At 64.7% G+C, this 17,497-nt stretch carries 14 protein-coding genes; 5 read left to right on the top strand and 9 right to left on the bottom strand.

Annotated features, from left to right (window positions below; genetic code table 11):
- The first annotated feature begins 111 nt into the window (after positions 1-111).
- The 3 genes from OHS03_RS13655 to OHS03_RS13645 all read left to right on the top strand — a co-directional run bounded on the left by OHS03_RS13655 (position 112) and on the right by OHS03_RS13645 (position 4,911).
- A complete protein-coding gene (locus OHS03_RS13655; RefSeq protein WP_328663076.1) occupies positions 112-1,554 on the top strand; it encodes a class I adenylate-forming enzyme family protein in 1,443 nt (480 codons plus the stop codon).
- 90 nt (positions 1,555-1,644) lie between these two features.
- Complete coding sequence (locus tag OHS03_RS13650; protein WP_328663075.1) at positions 1,645-3,456, top strand: DUF3556 domain-containing protein; 1,812 nt, start codon at positions 1,645-1,647, stop codon at positions 3,454-3,456.
- 42 nt (positions 3,457-3,498) lie between these two features.
- Positions 3,499-4,911 (top strand): phytoene desaturase family protein, encoded by a 1,413-nt coding sequence (locus tag OHS03_RS13645; RefSeq protein ID WP_328663074.1) that lies wholly within the window; start codon positions 3,499-3,501, stop codon positions 4,909-4,911.
- 127 nt (positions 4,912-5,038) lie between these two features.
- Here the strand turns inward: OHS03_RS13645 and OHS03_RS13640 are convergent, their stop codons facing one another.
- The 6 genes from OHS03_RS13640 to tatA form a co-directional block, all read right to left on the bottom strand.
- The gene (locus OHS03_RS13640) at positions 5,039-6,214 is read right to left on the bottom strand and encodes an SGNH/GDSL hydrolase family protein (RefSeq protein WP_328663073.1); all 1,176 of its coding nucleotides are present in this window, start codon (positions 6,212-6,214) and stop codon (positions 5,039-5,041) included.
- Positions 6,215-6,216: 2 nt separating this feature from the next.
- Positions 6,217-6,798, bottom strand: coding sequence for a TetR/AcrR family transcriptional regulator (locus tag OHS03_RS13635; protein ID WP_328663072.1), 582 nt, complete (start codon positions 6,796-6,798; stop codon positions 6,217-6,219).
- The gene (locus OHS03_RS13630) at positions 6,773-7,480 is read right to left on the bottom strand and encodes a DUF6790 family protein (RefSeq protein WP_328663071.1); all 708 of its coding nucleotides are present in this window, start codon (positions 7,478-7,480) and stop codon (positions 6,773-6,775) included. The genes OHS03_RS13635 and OHS03_RS13630 overlap by 26 nt, the downstream gene beginning before the upstream one ends.
- An 82-nt stretch (positions 7,481-7,562) precedes the next feature.
- Positions 7,563-7,985 carry a MarR family winged helix-turn-helix transcriptional regulator gene (locus OHS03_RS13625; RefSeq protein ID WP_328663070.1) on the bottom strand — a complete coding sequence of 141 codons (423 nt, stop codon included), beginning with the start codon at positions 7,983-7,985 and terminating at the stop codon, positions 7,563-7,565.
- Positions 7,986-8,234: 249 nt separating this feature from the next.
- Positions 8,235-9,200, bottom strand: coding sequence for a twin-arginine translocase subunit TatC (gene tatC, locus OHS03_RS13620; protein ID WP_328663069.1), 966 nt, complete (start codon positions 9,198-9,200; stop codon positions 8,235-8,237).
- Between the two features lie 87 nt (positions 9,201-9,287).
- Entirely contained in the window at positions 9,288-9,548 is a 261-nt protein-coding gene (gene tatA, locus OHS03_RS13615; RefSeq protein ID WP_328663068.1) for a Sec-independent protein translocase subunit TatA, read from the bottom strand.
- Between the two features lie 337 nt (positions 9,549-9,885).
- On the opposite strand from tatA, the gene OHS03_RS13610 reads away from it, so the two are divergent.
- On the top strand, positions 9,886-10,566 hold the full coding sequence (locus OHS03_RS13610; protein WP_056820587.1) for a TetR/AcrR family transcriptional regulator: 681 nt from the start codon (positions 9,886-9,888) through the stop codon (positions 10,564-10,566).
- Positions 10,567-10,990: 424 nt separating this feature from the next.
- Here OHS03_RS13610 and OHS03_RS13605 read toward each other — a convergent pair whose 3' ends face one another.
- The 3 genes from OHS03_RS13605 to OHS03_RS13595 all read right to left on the bottom strand — a co-directional run bounded on the left by OHS03_RS13605 (position 10,991) and on the right by OHS03_RS13595 (position 15,592).
- Complete coding sequence (locus tag OHS03_RS13605; RefSeq protein ID WP_328663067.1) at positions 10,991-12,328, bottom strand: oxygenase MpaB family protein; 1,338 nt, start codon at positions 12,326-12,328, stop codon at positions 10,991-10,993.
- A gap of 1,401 nt (positions 12,329-13,729) precedes the next feature.
- Positions 13,730-14,407 (bottom strand): response regulator transcription factor, encoded by a 678-nt coding sequence (locus OHS03_RS13600; RefSeq protein WP_328663066.1) that lies wholly within the window; start codon positions 14,405-14,407, stop codon positions 13,730-13,732.
- A complete protein-coding gene (locus OHS03_RS13595) occupies positions 14,408-15,592 on the bottom strand; it encodes a sensor histidine kinase (protein ID WP_328663065.1) in 1,185 nt (394 codons plus the stop codon).
- Positions 15,593-15,819: 227 nt separating this feature from the next.
- Between OHS03_RS13595 and OHS03_RS13590 the strand changes: the two genes are divergently transcribed.
- A complete protein-coding gene (locus tag OHS03_RS13590; RefSeq protein WP_328663064.1) occupies positions 15,820-17,325 on the top strand; it encodes an alpha/beta hydrolase in 1,506 nt (501 codons plus the stop codon).
- The last annotated feature ends 172 nt before the right edge of the window (positions 17,326-17,497 follow it).

The following is a 17,497-nucleotide window of genomic DNA, read 5'->3' as shown; positions in this document are numbered from 1 at the left end:
GTGGCACAACATGTTGCCGCAACGCTGGTTCGGTGGCCCGTAGCTGGCTTCGTCTCCGAGCTCTAGCTTGGGATATGTAATCCAGATCACATACGTCTTCGATGGGGAATCATGCGATACATCGCCGAACTGCCCGACGTCAGAGCTGCCGCCGACCCGCAGGGGCACAGCGTGGCCGACGACACCGTCGCCTTGTCGAACGTGCAGTTCCGGGCGCGCGTCGATGCTGCCGCCTCGGTCCTGTACGAGGCGGGCGTGCGTGCGGGCGATGTCGTCGCGGTCGTCTTGCCCAACCGGGTGGAACTGGTAGTGACCCTGTTCGCCGCCTGGCGGCTCGGCGCTGCGGTTACCCCGGTGAACCCAGGGCTCACCGACGACGATATCTCCTACCAGATCGAGGATTCCGGCGCCGAGGTCGTGATCGGTGAACACGATCGGGTCGCGGTCACCCTCGATGTCGCCGCCTTGGCTGAGCCGGCGGGCTCGGTCGCGGTCGCGGCGCAGTCCAGCAGTGCGGCACTGATCATCTATACCAGCGGGACCACAGGCCGACCCAAGGGTGTGGTGCTCGGCCACGAGAATCTCGCCGCAATGTGCACGATGATCATCGACGCTCTGGTCATGGACGAGAACGATCACAGCCTGCTGATTCTGCCGCTGTTCCACGTCAACGGCATCGTGGTCAGCGTGCTCTCCCCGCTGCTGGCGGGCGGGCGCGCGACCATCGCGGGCAAGTTCTCCGCGTCCGGGTTCTTCGACACCGTCGAACGGGTCCGGCCCACCTACTTCTCGGCGGTGCCCGCCATCTACGCGATGCTGGTAGCCCAGCCCGGCGGCGAGCGCCCTGACACGTCGTCGCTGCGGCTGGCGATCTGCGGTGCTGCCCCCATGCCTGCCGAGCTCATCTCCCGCTTCGAGCAGCGCTTCGGTGTGCCGATCGTCGAGGGTTACGGTCTGTCCGAGGGAACCTGCGCGTCGACCCTCAATCCGGTAGCGGGTCAACGGAAGCCGGGCACTGTCGGGCTTCCGCTGCCCGGCCAGACAGTGGCGATCATGGACCCCGACGGCCAGCTGTCAGTATTCGGCGAACCCGGCGAAGTGGTAGTCCGCGGCCCGAACGTAATGCGCGGCTATCTCGGCAAGCCGACGGAGACCGCCGCGACCGTGGTCGACGACTGGCTGCATACCGGCGACATCGGCTATTTCGACGACGACGGCTACCTGGTCCTGGTCGACCGGATCAAGGACATGATCATCCGGGCCGGCGAGAACCTGTACCCCAAGGAAATCGAGAACGCGCTCTACCGGCACCCCGCTGTCCACGAAGCCGCGGTAGTCGGTGTGCCCGACGCCGTGCTGGGCGAGGTACCGGTCGCCCACGTGGTCACGGCGCCACAGGCCACCGTCACCGTCGAAGAGCTGACCGAGCACTGCCGTGCGGAACTCGCGGCATTCAAGGTCCCCGCCTCGATCGTGTTGACAGCGGAGATGCCACGCAATCCGGTCGGCAAGATCGACAAGAAGCAGCTGCGGGTCATGGCCGCGCGCACCTGAGCGGTTCCGCGCCGCAATGTAATTCGAACGAAAGACAGCCTTTCGGTCGCGGTCACTCGCGCCCGGAAGCAGGAAGAAAGGGATCGAGCCATGGGATTCAAGACGGGAGATTTCCCGCCGGTGGACACCGAGACATTCTTGGATTTGCCACTGCGCGAACGTATTCGAACATTGGCACTGCACTGGGCGGAATATGGATTCGGCACGCCGAAGATGATCCATACCGTGTATCTCGCGAAAGTGCTCGTGCTCTACGTCATCGGCGGTGTCGCGATCGCGACGGCGACGTCGGGCACCGGCCCGTTCTGGGATGTGGCGCAGTGGTGGAACCAGCCGGTCGTCTATCAGAAGCTGGTGCTGTGGACGGTGCTGGTCGAAGCTGTCGGCGTCGCGGGCTCCTGGGGTCCGCTGGCGGGCAAGTTCAAGCCGATGACCGGCGGCATTCTGTACTTCGCCCGACGGGGAAGCATCCGATTGCGGCCCTGGTATCGGGTGCCGTTCACCGATGGTGATTCACGCACGACGGTCGATGTGGTGCTGTACCTCGGCTTTCTCGCCTCGCTGGTGATCGCCGTCGTCGCGCCGGGGCGGACCACCGCCGCACTGTTGGAAGCGTTGCCGGACAACACTTCCGGGCTGGTCCGGCCGGTGCTGTTGATCGCGCCGATCGTGCTCTACATCCTGTGCGGGCTGCGGGACAAGACGATCTTCCTGGCGGCTCGCGGCGAGCAGTACCTGCCCGCACTGCTGTTCTTCGCGGTGCTGCCGTTCACCGACATGATCATCGCGGCCAAACTGCTGATCGTGATCGTGTGGGTCGGCGCGGGAGTCTCCAAGTTCGGCAAGCACTTCACCAATGTGGTGCCCCCGATGGTGTCCAACAGCCCATCGATGCCGTTCCGGTCGATCAAGCGGGCCCACTACCGCGATTTCCCCCGCGATATCCGACCCTCACGCGTCGCTTCGTTCATGGCCCATGTCGGTGGTACCACCGTGGAAGTGCTCACCCCGATCGTGCTGCTGTTCTCGACGAACCACTGGCTGACCCTGGCCGGTGTCGCGATCATGGTCATCTTCCACCTGTTCATCACCTCCACCTTCCCGCTGGCCGTGCCGCTGGAGTGGAACATCCTGTTCGCCTACCTCACCGTGTTCCTGTTCCTGGGCTTCCCGAATTCGGCCGGGTACGGCGTTTTCGACATGTCGTCGCCGTGGTTGACGGTCGCGATCGCGGCGGGGCTCGCCTTCTTCCCCGTGCTGGGTAATCTGCGCCCCGACCTGGTGTCGTTCCTGCCGTCCATGCGTCAGTACGCCGGCAACTGGGCCTCGGCGCTGTGGGCCTTCGCGCCGGGAGCGGAAGCCAAGCTCAACACCATCGCGCACCGCCCCGCCGACAACCAGGTCGACCAGCTGCTGGCCATGGGCTACCCGCCGGCGGTCGCCGAGATCACCATGCAGCAGACCATCGCGTGGCGATCCATGCACAGTCAGGGCCGCGGCTTGTTCTCGCTGCTGTACAGGCACCTTCCCGACATCGATCGCTGGACCGTGCGTGAAGCCGAGTTCGCCTGTAACTCGTTGATCGGCTTCAACTTCGGCGACGGCCACCTGCACAACCTCGACCTGATCGACGCGGTCCAGGCCAGGGTCGGGTTCGCGCCGGGAGAATGGATCGTAGTGTGGGTGGAATCGCAACCGGTCCACAAGAGCACCCAGGAATACATGGTGGTCGACGCGGCGCTCGGTGTCATCGAACGCGGGACATGGGAGGTCGCCGACGCCGTCGAGGCGATGCCGTGGCTGCCGGACGGGCCGATTCCGCACACCGTGACCTGGCGGCGTGAAGACGTCACCGGCGCGATCGCCGCGCCGCACCAGGACGTGGTTGCTCCGGCCGAATAGCCGAGTACCTGAATCTATCTCGAGCAAGAGAAAGGCAAGTCGATGACAACGGCGACAGTGGTCGGCAGCGGTCCCAATGGACTGGCCGCGGCCATCACCCTGGCCCGAGCGGGCGTGGAGGTGACGGTGCTCGAAGCCGCCGACACGATCGGCGGCGGCACCCGCTCGAGCGAGGCGATCGTGCCCGGTTTGCTGCACGACCACTGTTCGGCTATCCATCCGATGGCCGTGGGCTCGCCGTTTCTGCGGCGCATCGACCTGGAACGATACGGATTGCATTGGGCGTGGGCAGAACTCGACTGCGTCCACCCCCTCGACGACGGCACCGCCGCAGTGCTGCATCGCTCGGTCGCCGAGACCGCCACGGGCCTTGGCGCCGACGAACGGCTGTGGCGCACGCTGTTCGAACGCCCGGTCGCGAACTACGACGAGTTCGGCGACGACATCATGCGCCCACTGCTGCGGATTCCCCGACATCCGATCCGTTTGGCGCGCTTCGGTATTCCGGCGACTGCCCCCGCCACGCTGCTGGCGCGAGCCTTCCGCACCGAAGCGGGACGGGCACTGTTCGGCGGCGTGGCCGCACACGCTTTCCATCCCCTCGAGCGTCCGTTGAGCGCCAGCATCGGGCTCGGCATCCTGACGGCGGGGCACCGATACGGCTGGGCGGTCGCGGTCGGCGGATCCCAGCAGATCGCCGACAGCATGGTCGCGGTGCTGGCCGACCACGGCGGAAAGGTCGAGACCGGCGTCCGCGTAGGCTCTGTCGCCGACCTACCGCCCTCTGACATCACGATCTGGGATCTCGCCCCCACCGCGGTCGCGGAAATCCTCGGCGACCGGCTCCCGACACGAATTTCCCGCGCCTACCGCCGATTCCGGTACGGCCCCGGCGCTTTCAAGGTCGACTTCGCCGTCGACGGCGGCGTCCCATGGACCAGCGAGGCTGCCCGCCGCGCGGGCACAGTGCACCTCGGCGGCTCCTTCGCCGAGGTCGCCGCGGGCGAACGCGACATCCACGCCGGTCGAATGCCACAGCGCCCCTTCGTCTTGGTCGGCCAGCAATACCTCGCCGACCCTCGGCGATCCACGGGATCGGTGCATCCCGTGTGGACCTACGCCCACGTCCCCAACGGTTACACCGGCGACGCCACCGAAGCGATCATCGCCCAGATCGAACGCTTCGCACCAGGCTTCCGCGACCGCGTCGTCGGCCTGACCGCCCGCACCACAACAGAATTCGCCGACTACAACCTCAATTACGTCGGCGGCAACATCATGACCGGCGCCAAGAACATCCCCCAACTGGTCTTCGGCCCCCGAAAAACCCTGCAGCCCTACGACACCGGCCTGCCCGGCCACTATCTGTGCTCGGCAGCGACCCCGCCCGGCCCCGGCGCGCACGGCATGTGCGGGGCCAACGCCGCAGAACGAGCACTACAGCGCGTGCGCTGAGGAATGGCTCTCCCTCGGCTTGCACTTGCTCCGGGTCACCGGTTGCCGTCCAGTTGGCTGCGGTCCGACTCACATTCCGTCGCAGCAGTTGAGGTGCCTTACTGCTTCCCTCGGCGCCGAGATGACCTCAGCCCGCAAACGGGCGCCCGGCCCCGAAGACGTGCCGTACGAAGTTCTCTCCGATTCGGCGATGGCCGTCCGGGTCGGGGTGCAGTGCGTCGGACAACGGGAACTCGGCGAAGTCGTTGTCCCCGTACAGGTCCCGGCCGTCGAGATAGTGCAGGTTCGGATCGTCGACGGCCCGCTGTTCGACGATCCGAGTCAGCGCGTCGCGAATCACGGTGAGCGTCAGGCGACCCGCCGCAACGTCGGCGGGGTCGCCGGTGGCCTTGAACCGCATGCTGCCGGTCGAGAAGTCGGGCATCAGTGGGCCGGGGGTGTTTTCCTGGATCGGGCACAGGATCGGCGAAACGACCAGCAGTGGAGTGCGCGGGTGCCCGTCACGGATGGTGTCCAGGAAGCCGTGCACCGCCGGACCGAACGCGCGCAACCGCATGGTATCGGTGTTGACGATGTTGATGCCGACCTTGACGCTGATCAGGTCCGCTGGAGTGTCGCGCATGGCGCGGGCGGTGAACGGGTCGAGCAGCGCGCTACCGCCGAAGCCGAGGTTGATCAGTTCGACCCCGCCGGCGTGCCGCGCGGCGAGCGCGGGCCAGATGCTGCTCGGGTACGCGGCGTTGGACCCGTGGCTGATGGAACTGCCGTGGTGGAGCCACACCCGCCGTCCGTCGGTGGTAATCGGTTCGATCGGGGCGTCTGTACGCAGGCTGATCAGCTCGGTGATCTCCGCGTGCGGCATCCAGATCTCGATGCGCTTGTCACCGGCGGGCAGATCGGTGAACCGCGCGGTGCCCGTCGGCCCCTCGGCCAGTTCGGCGGCCCCGGTGCGCAGGTCGGTGATTGTACGGACGTTGCCGCCGTCGACTGTCGCCTGCGCGGCGAGTTCACCGTCGGCCAGCAGGTCATAGACCCCGTCTGGCACCGCGGGCATACCGCGGTAGGCCCGCTTCGTGGGCAGGGTGTCCAGTTCGACGGTGGTGGCGCGGGTCCGGAACACGAGCCGCACTCCGGACGGCTGCGCCTCGGCCATGGCGAGCTGACTGTCGGGGATCTGTCTGCGCGCCGCCGCGGGCAAACGATGCGGCAGCACCCCGTGCCGGGTCGGTTCCAGGTCCAGGAATCCGCGCAGCAGATCAGGGGTGATGGGCGTGGTCACCCACATGGTGTCGGCCTTCATCATTCCTACTTCTCGGTGGCAGGGATTGCTTGGGTGCGCAGCAGGATGTCGAGCGAGTCGACGACCCACTCCCAGGACTGCTGCGAGTCGACGGCGGTGTGACTGAACCCACCGGCCAGCTCGAGGGTGACGTAGCCGTGGAAGACGCTGCCCAGCAGGCGAACCGCGTGGGTCTGATCGGGTTCGGTCAGGTCGTAGCCACGCAGGATCGCGCGCATCATCTGCGCGTGCCGCACACCCGCGCTCGCCGCCGCCGTCTCGGGATCCAGTCGTAATCGGGCGGCGTCGAAACGGCCGGGATGCTCACGCGCGTAGTCGCGGTAGGCATCGGCGAACGCGGCGAGCGCGTCCTTGCCGGACCGGCCGGCCACCGCGTTGGCGGCACGGTCGGCGAGTTCCGTGAGGGCGAACAACGCGATCCGCGTTTTCAGGTCCTCGGTGCTCTTCACGTGCGAGTACAGGCTCGCGGACTTCACGCCGAAGTGCCGCGCGAGCGCCGACACGGTCACCTGCTCGAAACCCACCTGGTCGGCGAGCTCGGCGCCCGCGAGGGTCAGCCTGTCAGGGGTCAAGCCCACTCGAACCATCAGCATTCTCCAATCCGGCTACTAGTATTATGCAACTACCTACATGCTGTAGGCAAATACCGCAGGCGGGACCATCCTCACCAGCGCCGAGCATCCCACCCTGGCGGTCTGGGTTCTCTCGCGCCAGGACGGCGGTCAAGCGGCGTCGGGTGGCTTCTCGAGAAGAGGGTGCGAGGGTACGCCGCCCGGGGATGGAGAGCTGTTGCGACCGCAGTGCGAGGACGATCATGACCGCGGGGAGGAGCAGGTCGCAGACCAGCACTCCACCGGTGTTTCCGGGTGCGTGGTCGCCGTGGGCGAACCACTGGTAGACGTGGCCGATCGCCGCACCCCACAGGAACATGCCGGCGCCGAGGCCGATGGTGATGCGCTCGCGAGCGGTGGCCGAGGCGGCGCGGAATCCCATGACGGCGAGCCCGAGGTTGGCAAAGGCGATCTCGAACTGGAACGGGGTCCGGTCGAAGCCGATCGCGGTGGCCATCACGTCGGGGATGGTCAGGAAGGCGATCGTCATCCACAGGCTGCCGCAGCCGAGCGCGGCGACGGCCCACCACCGCTGCCAGGTTTCGAGGGCGGCTGCACGGGAGGGGCTGTGCCGGGTTCGGATCAGCGCGCCCGCAACCGCGATCACTATCCAAACCAGGGGAAAAGCCGACTGGGCGAAGTAGGACATCTCGTTCATGCCCCTCAGTCTTGCATGGTTAATATTAACCATGCAAGACTAAGTTTACCGAGAGTGTAGGACTCCGAAGTACCGGATCGAACTATCGGCTCGGCTCGAGGAACTTGGCCAGCGTGGCAGTGTCGTGTAGGTAGCGTTCGTACGGGAAGCCCGCTTTCAGCAGCGCGTCGCGCAGTTCGTTCTGGAGCGGCCTGTCGCTGCCGTGGAAGGCGTTGCGACCTGCCTCGGTGGTGCTGACCAGTCGTCGTCGTCCGTGCTCGGGGTCGGGCTCGACCGCGACGAATCCGGCTGTTTCCAGCGGGCGTAAGGCCCGGCTGACCGCCGGGTCCGATACTGCCAGCGCCTGCGCCAGCTGGTGCTGGGTCACCGGCTCGATTTCTTCCAATGTCCCCAGCAGGCGTATCTGGCTGTACGTCAGCGCCGCTGAGTCGTCCACGCGCCGGCGTGCGGCCTCTCCGAGTAGGTACACCACGCGATGCAGCAAGTCCCCGAGTCCGTCGTCCACAGGCCGAACGTATCAGAATCTTGCCTGGTTAACATTCATTCTTACGTCAGCTGGAAGGTTCGTCGTGCTCTCTGGAGCGTCGACCGGGAAGTGGTGGCTGCCCAGGTCGATGAGCGCGATCTCGAGGCGATTGCGAGAACGGCCCACCTGTTGCCGCCATCACCAACTCGCCCGCCGCCGCCGCTGATTTCCGGCTGGTGGCCCCGGGCAAGGGAACCACCGGTGATCGGCCAGCCGATTTCAGCGGGATCATCGGTCATCGGAGCGGATCGAAACATCGCGCACCGATCGCGTGACCTTCTCCGGTGACTTCACCGATGCTTCGGCAGGGTCGATCGGATCGGCGGCACCGAGGGCCGAAGCTTCTTCATCATCGAGCGCAGCGTAACCCTCGTTGATCTCGCGCCGCGCGCGTCTGCTGTCCTTGATTCGAGCGAACTGTACCGCTGCTTCGAACAACACGGTCAATGCGGCGGCGAGCACGATCATCGAGATCGGATCCTGCGGGGTTGCCACTGCGGCGAAGACGAAGAGACCGAAGATGATTCCGCGTCGCCACGCCTTCAGTTTCTCGTAGGTGAGCACCCCGATAACGTTCAATCCGATGATGATTACCGGCGTTTCAAAACTGACTCCGAAGATGATCAGTAACTGGATGATGAAGCTGAAATATTCCGAACCGCTCAAAGCCGTGATCTGTGCGTTGTTTCCGATCTCGAGCAAGAAACTCAGAGCGCGGGCGACGACGAGGTACGCCAGCACCGCGCCCATAGCGAACAACACGGAGCCAGCAGCGACGAATCCGACCGCATACTTACGCTCCTTCGAATGCATGCCCGGCGTGATGAACATCCACAACTGGTACAGCCACATCGGCGCGGCGAGCACCACCCCTGCGGTGAATCCAACTTTCAGGCGGAGCATAAATTGTTCGAACGGACCGGTCGCGAGTAGCCGACATGAACCGTCCGGGGTCAGCGTTGCCCGTGCAGACGGATCGAGTGAGCAATACGGTCCGAGCAGCACATCACCCAGGCTCTGGAGTCCGAGGACCGAATACGCATACCAATAGACCCCGAACGCCGTCGTGACCAGGATCGCGGCTACCGAGATCAACAGTCGAGTGCGCAACTCCTGCAGGTGTTGAACGATCGACATGGTGCCGTCTGGATTTGCCCGACGTGCGCTGCGGCCGCGATGGAATAGATTTCGCATGATATGTCAGACCTCAAAGGTGTCACCCGGCGGGCGATATCGCGTGCACGAAGTGAACGCCGGCTCACTTCGGTACCGGAACGACGCTCAGTGCGACTTAGACAGAAACACTCGTTCGCTGCCCGCGGGTGCCGACGACTGGGTCGGCGGCAACACTTTCGCGGTTTGCTGAGCTGGGGTGTCGTGCGTGGAGCTCTCTGTCTCGGACTGCATCTGGCTGACCTCGCTCTTGAAGATGCGTAGCGAACGCCCCAGGCCGCGAGCGGCGTCCGGCATCCGCTTGGCACCGAAGAACAGTAGGAAGACCGCTGCGACGATCGCCCAATGCCACACGCTGAACTGACCCATGATTGCCTCCGAAACTTGCAGGTTTCGGGCCCGGAATCAATTTGATTCCGGCCCGAGATTCGTACGCTCCCGGCGCGCAGGTAAACCGACGCTTCGGGTGACCACGTCCAAGGCTCCGCGCGAGTCGGCGACGCCACGGCCAGTGCTCCTACAGCCCCCAACGCCCATATTTTGTAACTCCTCGAGACTGAAATGCATCTCGAGATGTCCTGAAACCGATTGCGTGACTGCGTATCTCAATAGGAACACACGGTGGCCCGAGTCTGCTATAAAAGGGGGATGTGACTCCACACAGAGGCCACTGTGACGAAGGAGCAACCGCGCCAGGAGGAAAATTGTGGAACCCGTTCTGCCGACCGGACCGAGGACCTCGGAGCAGACGTCTCTTCTCGAACGCGCGTATCTCGAGGCGGTCGACGATGTTGCCGATGTGGACGAAATCCGCGCGCGACTCCTTGATTCTGCCTACGAACAGTTTTGCCGGATGGGTATCCAACGTTCCACGATGGAGGACGTGGCCAGGCGGGCCCATCTCTCGCGTATCACGGTTTACCGACGGTTCGCCACAAAGGACGTACTGGTCGAGCAGGTGCTGTTGCGGGAGTACAGGCGATATTTCAGCCAGTTTCTTCTCGATATCGAGCATGCGGAGACAGTCGCTGATCGGCTCGTACTAGGGTTCGTGAGCTCGCTACGCGCTATTCGGCACAACCCCCTCATCGATGGCATGATCGCCGTCGAGCCAGACCGACTTGCGAGCTCGATGATCGGTGACGGAGGTCGAAACATCGCCGCAGTCCAGAAATTCGTCGCCGGTCAGCTTCGTCGTGAGCAAGCTGTCGGCAATGTTCACAGCCGGGTAGACGCCGATCTGGTAGCCGAACTGATGGTCAGGGTCTGCGCCTCCTTCGTGGCGATCCCCAGCCATGTCGTCGACCTCGACAACGATGCTCAACTTGCCACGATCGCTCGACAATTTCTCGTTCCGATGCTGAATCCGGTGACCTCCGGGGACTGATCGACCAGTAGGGCCAGGCCCAGATGATCGCGTTCTGCGTATGAATCCAGGTTTGAACATCGAGCATCACCACGTTGGAGCCGACAATCCTGATGAGCTTCGGACTGAACCGACTGAAGAATCCGACGAACAGGGATAGATTCTCGATTCGGCGCTGATCGGAACCACCGCATTTGATCGCCATCTGCTCACGGAGATACGGGGCACGAACCCCGCCGTCACGAACCCGTAGCAGTCCCTGCATATTGTCCGCATGGACGAGTGGATCATGCGGAGGTGACGGAGTACCACCACGTAGACTTTCTCACCAGAAAGGCGCTCCTCGAACTGCTGATTCAACCTTGGACAAGTCGAATCATCCCAGTTCGGAGCGCCTTTCGCCATTCGAGGACTACAACAGCTCAATGGGCGTGGCTGGGCGAAGCTAGCTGTGAGGTGTCGTCGTCGCGGGTGCTGTCGTAGTGGGCGGTGTCGTAGTCGTCGTAGCGTATGGGGTGGTGGTGACGGGGGGTGTGCCGGTGATCGACGGGTTGTTGGTGGTGGGGATCGGGAGCTCCAGTTTGAGACCGCCGCTATTGAGGTACAACAGCGCGGCTACCTTGATGAACTCGGTCAATTGGAAGTAGATCGCGTCGACACCAGGGACGATCTTGCCGAGTTGGTAGAGCTGGACGAACGGCCCCCACAACGTCGCGAAGATGCCGTCCCAGATACCGTCGGTCTTCAGATTGAGCCATTTGGCGACCTGGGCACCGAGCACGAACTTGGTGAACGAGGCGAGCATCGGCTTGGTGATGAAGCTGGTAGCAGCCAGTACCGGCCCGATGGTGAGGAGGTGGTCGGCGATCTTGGTGCCCTCGGGTGTGGGGCCAAGAACCGGGTCCAGCACCTGCTTGGACTGAGCGTTCGCGGAGTCCCATGTCGCGGGGATGTACTGGTCCTGTACGCCGAGCAGGTGCGCGGTCACCTGCCACGAGTGCAGCAAGCCGGCCGACTGGGCGTCGGTTATGGGTACCTTCCAAGCCTTCAGCTTCTGCATGATGGTGGTCGGTAGGCTGTGCCAGGTGACCAGGATGTCGTTCTGGCTGATCGGAATCTTGGGAGACTCGGTCGCTACCTGCAGCCACGGCGCCGATGTGGGCAGCAGGTGCCGCACTGCCGCGTGCACCATGCGCGTCTTGACGCAGGTCACGATCAGATTGCCGTTGGGCCCGAACGGCTGCTGGGCCATGAGGTCGTAGCCGAGCTTGGCGGTCTTGGCGATGCGATCCTGGAGATCAGCGCCGCCCTTGGAGTAGTACACGGCGCGTGACTCGTGCGGGATCACGGTCGCCAACAGGCCGGCCCCGAACCCGTAAGCGGTGCCGATGAACGGGCCCTGCTTGAAGTTGAAGTCGTCCGCCGCAGTCAGTTTCGACTGATCGGTCCAGGCCGGCAGCTGGCGCGCCTGCTCGATGAAGGCGGTCAGATTCGGGGGCAGGCCCGACGGCGTGGGCTGGTTGTTGGTGGTCCAGGTAGCCAGTATCTTGTTGATCGCGGGCACCTGGCCGCTCTCGAGAATCTCGGCTATGACCTGGTCGGCTGCCGGATCCCACACGGTCATCGGATCGACCCCGTCGCCGGAGCCGGCGATCGAGCCGCTGGCTGACCAGCTCCACGCCTGCGCTCGTGGCGGGGCGGTGAACAACGACAGGGACAGCGCCCCGATCCCTGCCAGCATCCCGCCGGCCTTCAATGCGTCACGTCTGTTCAGGTTGTTCATAGACTCACGTCCTCAGTAATTGCAGTGCGGCCGCTGCAGTGATACGCAGAGGCAAGTGCAGTACCTTTTTATCATCGGGCGAGAGCGGATCAGGCCGACGTCATGAGTACTCTGGGTCAATTCACAGTGCCCCCAACTAATTTCGGTGTGCATCTTCGGAGACCACTTCGTCTGTTCCAGTGCCGCGTCAGAACTTCCTGAAAATAGCCCCATGCCAGCATCTTTGAGGTCTATGTTGGGTTGGATACATGAAACATGCACTAGGTGAAAGGGTCGGGGTGCATCAGGACGGTCGGGCTGGTTGACTAGTCAATGACGGAACTGGTAGCCGCAAAAAAGTTGGCAGAGAGCATTATTCGCTTTTGCCAGGCATCGTTGCGGATGTTCTGTGACTACATCACCGCCCTACTGCCAGTGGGTCGAGGAATGCGAGCGGCGGTGCGGCACACATCCGACTCAGGTCTGCCACGAGTGGAACACCGCGGCCCATCTGGTCGATTACGAGGGTCGGCCGGTGCGGCGGCCGATGATCAGGGAAGAGGTTCAACAGTTCTTCGATTTCGCGGAACACCGAGTGGAACTGGCGATGAGGCGGGGCCGCAAGGGGGCGTTGACTGCTTATCGAAATGCGACTGTGTTCAAGGTGATCTATGCGTGGGGACTTCGTTGTGGTGAGGCATCCAAGATCGACTTCTATCGCAATGCGAAGGCTCCCGAGCGGGGTCGGTTCGGGATGTCGCATGTACGATATGGCAAGCGCAGCAAGGGATTATCGCCGAAGCGTCGTTTGGTCTCGACGGTGATGCCGTGGGCGTTTTCAGCCACGCGAGATCGAGGACAGATTCGCCGAATACCGCGACGACCTTGTCGGAGGCTACTCGTAGCGCTCACGCAATAGACTGGAGACCGTGGCTGGAACTGTGGCAATGGCTCTCATCTGCTGCGCATGTGATCGAAAGCGGACACCGTTTGCTCGTAATATCGACAACCTTCGTCGATGCGGAGGCCGCGAGATGCGAACGAATTTCGGCATTAGTGGGACGGCCAATCGAGCACGCGCACAGTCGAGCCCTAGCACCTGTCGGACTGGTGAGGACGCACGGTTTCGGGTCGCCCGTTGCGGGTATCGTCACGGCAGATCGCCGCATATTCCCGGGAACATGCAGAGATCGAGAACGCGCCGGTTCAACCAAGTAGCCGGCGCGTTCGACCTCCTGCGGTGCGATCTAGGTACTGCATTGCGTGGCTGTCAGCCGTGCGGCACGAGAAGCTACCGACGTGCTGCTGGTCTCCTACACAGGACACGGCATTCACGAACGGCGCGAACGACTGGCACCTAAGGTCCGTGTCGAAGTAGCAGGTGGGGTTTCACGAAAGGTGTCGAGTGTCCGGCTGCCTGGGTCATTGTTCGGCGTCGCGGACCAGTAGCGCGATCTGTACCCGATTCCCGACGCCCAGCTTGATGAACAGATTGCCGGTGTGCGCCTTGACGGTGGCGACGGTGACCTGTAACCGCGCGGCGATCTCCGGGTTGCCCAGCCCGTCCGCGATCGCTCGCGCGGTATCGAGTTCACGTTCGGAGAGGGCAGCCAGTCGTTTTCGCGCGGCGTCGCGGGAGGCTCTGCGGGCTTCGGTGGAACCCGGCCCGGTGGCCGCGGCGATCACCCGCGCCGTGACGGTGGGGGACAGCACAGGGTTGCCGGCCGCGACGGTGCGCACCGCGTCGGCGATCCGGGCGGGCGGGGTGTCTTTGAGAACGAAGCCGAGTGCCCCGGCGCGTAGGGCACCGAGTACCAGCTCGTCGGAGTCGAAGGTGGTCAGCATGAGTACCGCCGGCGCGGCCGGTACGGTCTGGAGGTACCGGGTGGTGTCGACGCCGTCGCGGCCGGGCATCCGCACATCCATCAGCACGACGTCCGGTCGCAGCTCGTCGACCACCGCGATCGCGCTATCGCCATCGGCGGCCTCCGCGACGACGGTCAGATCCGGCTCGCCGTCGATAACGAGTCGTAGCGCCATCCGCACCAGCTGGTCATCGTCGACGATGACAACGCGCACCGTCTCCTGATCATTGTGCACTCATGCTCTTTTCTCGTGGTCGTGCTCCGGCCAGGGAAGGTGCGCGGTGAGAACGTATCCGTTGTCGGACGTGCGATGGTGGTGGAGTTTTCCGCCGGCGAGGGTGATTCGTTCGGTGAGGCCGAGCAGACCGAAGCCCGAGGCAGGTGGCCGGGCCACGGCGGTGGCGGCCGCCGAATTGCGGACGCTGACACGCAGTTCGCCGCCGGGCGTCCCGTCGACGGTGACGTTGACTTCCGCGGTCGGGGCATGTTTCGCGGCGTTGCTCAGCCCTTCCTGAATTACCCGATAGCCGGTCCGGCCAACGGTCTCGGGTGGGGTAGCGGTCACCGTGCTGGCGAGCGTGACGTCCAGACCCGACGACCGGGCGTCGGCCACCAGCTCCGAAATCCGGTCCAGGGTGGGTTGCGGTGGTTCGGGGCGGTCGGGGTCGGCGCGAAGGACACCGAGGACGTCGCGGAGTTCTTCCAGCGCCTGGCGGGAACCGTCGACGATCCCGCGGATCAGTGTGCGCTTCTCCTCGGTCGAGAGGTCGTCACGGTGATCCAGGACGCCGGCTTGCATGGCGACCAGCGAGATCCGGTGCGCGAGCACATCGTGCATTTCGCGGGCGATCCGGTTGCGTTCGGTGGCCTGTGCGTGCGCCGCCCGAGCGGCCTGTTCGCGTTCGGCGCCGGCGGCGCGGTCCCGCAACGATCGCACTTCGACGCGACGGGCGTCGATGGCCACACCGGTTGCCACCGCGATGCCCGCGCTCGCCAGCGGCAGCGCGAGTCGCAGCCAGATCGGGGCGGGCAGCGTGTCGATCGGGTAGAGGTCTTCGGTGAACTGCGCCGCGGTCACATACGCCGCAACGACCACACCGATCTCGACCGGACGGCGGCGAGTGGACAGCGAACACAGCGCCAGCAGCGCGGCACCAGTTGCGAGCGCCGACGCGGCCGAGGCGATCACGACCGTCAGAGCGACGGTGAACGGGAACCGCCGCCGCCACAGCAGCACCGTCAAGCAGCCGAGTGCGATCAGCGGATCGCCGGTGACGAACCAGGAACACGTATCGGCCGCGCAGCCCGCCGGCAGCGCCGTGGCGACGGAGAACCAGAAGGCTGTGCCGAGTACCGCGGCCGCCGTCAGCCGCCAGATCTGCTGGCATGCCCCGAGTCGTGCGGCGCTGTCGGTGTCCACCCGGCCATTATCGCGACACCGACCGGCCGAAAGCAGCAGCCCAGCGGTTGAGGTGCGCTCGACCCAGGGCGAATCGCCGCCTCGACTTTCGTCGAACACGATTGCCGCCGCAGGACCGATGTGCCGGGCGGGGCGGGCTCGCCAGACTCGTTCATGTACCAGCCGAACACGAGCCCAGCGGACGGTGTGCTCGTGGTAGGCGCCATTTCGTCGGGGAGTAGCAGCGTATGAATCGACAACGGACCCGAAGCCTGAGCCTGCTGGCCGTGCTCGGTCTCACCGCAGCGCTGGTTGCGGCACCCATCGTGGTCGCAGAGCCGGCCGAATACCCCCAAGCGCAGGTGCAGTGGGGCGCATGTCCGGAGGGGGTCGAAGATCCCGCGGCCGGGCCGGTCCAGTTGCAATGCGCCACCGTGTCGGCGCCCTTGAATTACAGCGAGCCAGAGGGCACGCAGATCGAGATCATGATCTCCCGGCTGGCGAGTAAGAACCCGGACAAGCGTCGCGGAGTGTTGTTGCTCAACCCCGGCGGTCCGGGTGGTGCGGGGTTGGACCAGCCCAAGTTCCTGGCTGCTCATGGGCTGCCCGCCGATGTACTGGACAGCTATGACGTGATCGGTATGGATACGCGCGGGGTAGGGCATTCGGCACCGGTGAGCTGCGGGTTCACCGATGATCAGGCGTACTTCGGCAATATCCCGCCCTATGCGGTGAACGATGCGGCGGTCACCGAGCGGGCCACGGTCGCCCAGAGGGTCGCCGAGCAGTGCGCGGCCAACGACCACGAGGGCCGATTGCGGTACGTGTCGACGGCGAATATGGCCCGTGATCTGGACCGGATACGGGCGGCGCTGGGTGAGGACAAGGCCAGCTACCTCGGTTACTCCTACGGCACAGCGCTGGGCGCGGCCTACGCCTCGATGTTCCCGCAGCAGGCCGACCGCATCGTGCTCGACAGCAATATCGGCGACACCTATCTCGACCACGACGGGATGCGGCGGTACGGCCTCGGAATGGAAGAGACGTTTCCCGACTTCGCGCAATGGGCGGCCGCCCGCCACGACACCTACGGTCTGGGCCGCACACCGGAAGAGGTGCGGCGGACCTACGTCACCCTCGCCGAGCGACTCGACGCGAACCCGGTGGACGGGATGGACGGCAACCTCTTCCGGTTCGGCACCTTCTTCACGCTCTATCGCCCGGCGTTGTTCGCGTCGGCGGCCGAGAGCTGGAAATCGTTGCTCGAAACGGGGCGCCCCGGGCCCGCGGGCGGCCGTCCGCCAGGAACCGGCGCGGCTTCGCCGAACGATAACGCCTGGTCGGTTTTTTTGGCCGTGACCTGCAACGATGTCGAATGGCCGGCGGATATCGGAACCTACCAGCGTGCCGTCGCCGAGGACCGGGAGCGGTACCCGCTCTACGGCGCGGCCGCCGCGAACGTCATGCCGTGCGCCTACTGGAAGTTCGGGCCGTCCGAGCCACCGGTGCGGATCGACAACACCGGCCCGGCCGATGTGCTGATCGTGCAGAATCAGCGCGACCCGGTCACCCCGCTACGTGGCGGCGAGCTGCTCGACGAGAAGTTCGGTCAGCGGTCCCGGTTGGTCACTGTCGACGGGAGTGGGCACGGGGTCTATGTTCTCGGCACCAACCCCTGCGCGTTCGACGTCGTCACCGGCTACCTGGTGGACGGCACCATGCCCGAACACGACATGACTTGTCGCGCGGGCTAGTGCCTCGTCCGGGGACGTTGATGCGTCAATTCGTTGGGGTGGCGGGTTGATCCGCGGCTGGCGACCGGTGATGCTGCCTGGTGGAGGTGGTGTCAGTGGCGCGGAAGGCAGAGGTGTTTGTCAGAGCGGTGACTCCAGAGGAAGGCCGCAAGCTGGCGCAGATCGCGCGTCG

The sequence above is a fragment of the Nocardia salmonicida genome, assembly GCF_036142455.1.
Taxonomy (GTDB): domain Bacteria; phylum Actinomycetota; class Actinomycetes; order Mycobacteriales; family Mycobacteriaceae; genus Nocardia; species Nocardia salmonicida.
Note: the sequence above shows the minus strand (reverse complement) of the source record. Positions and strands in the feature narration are given on the sequence as shown.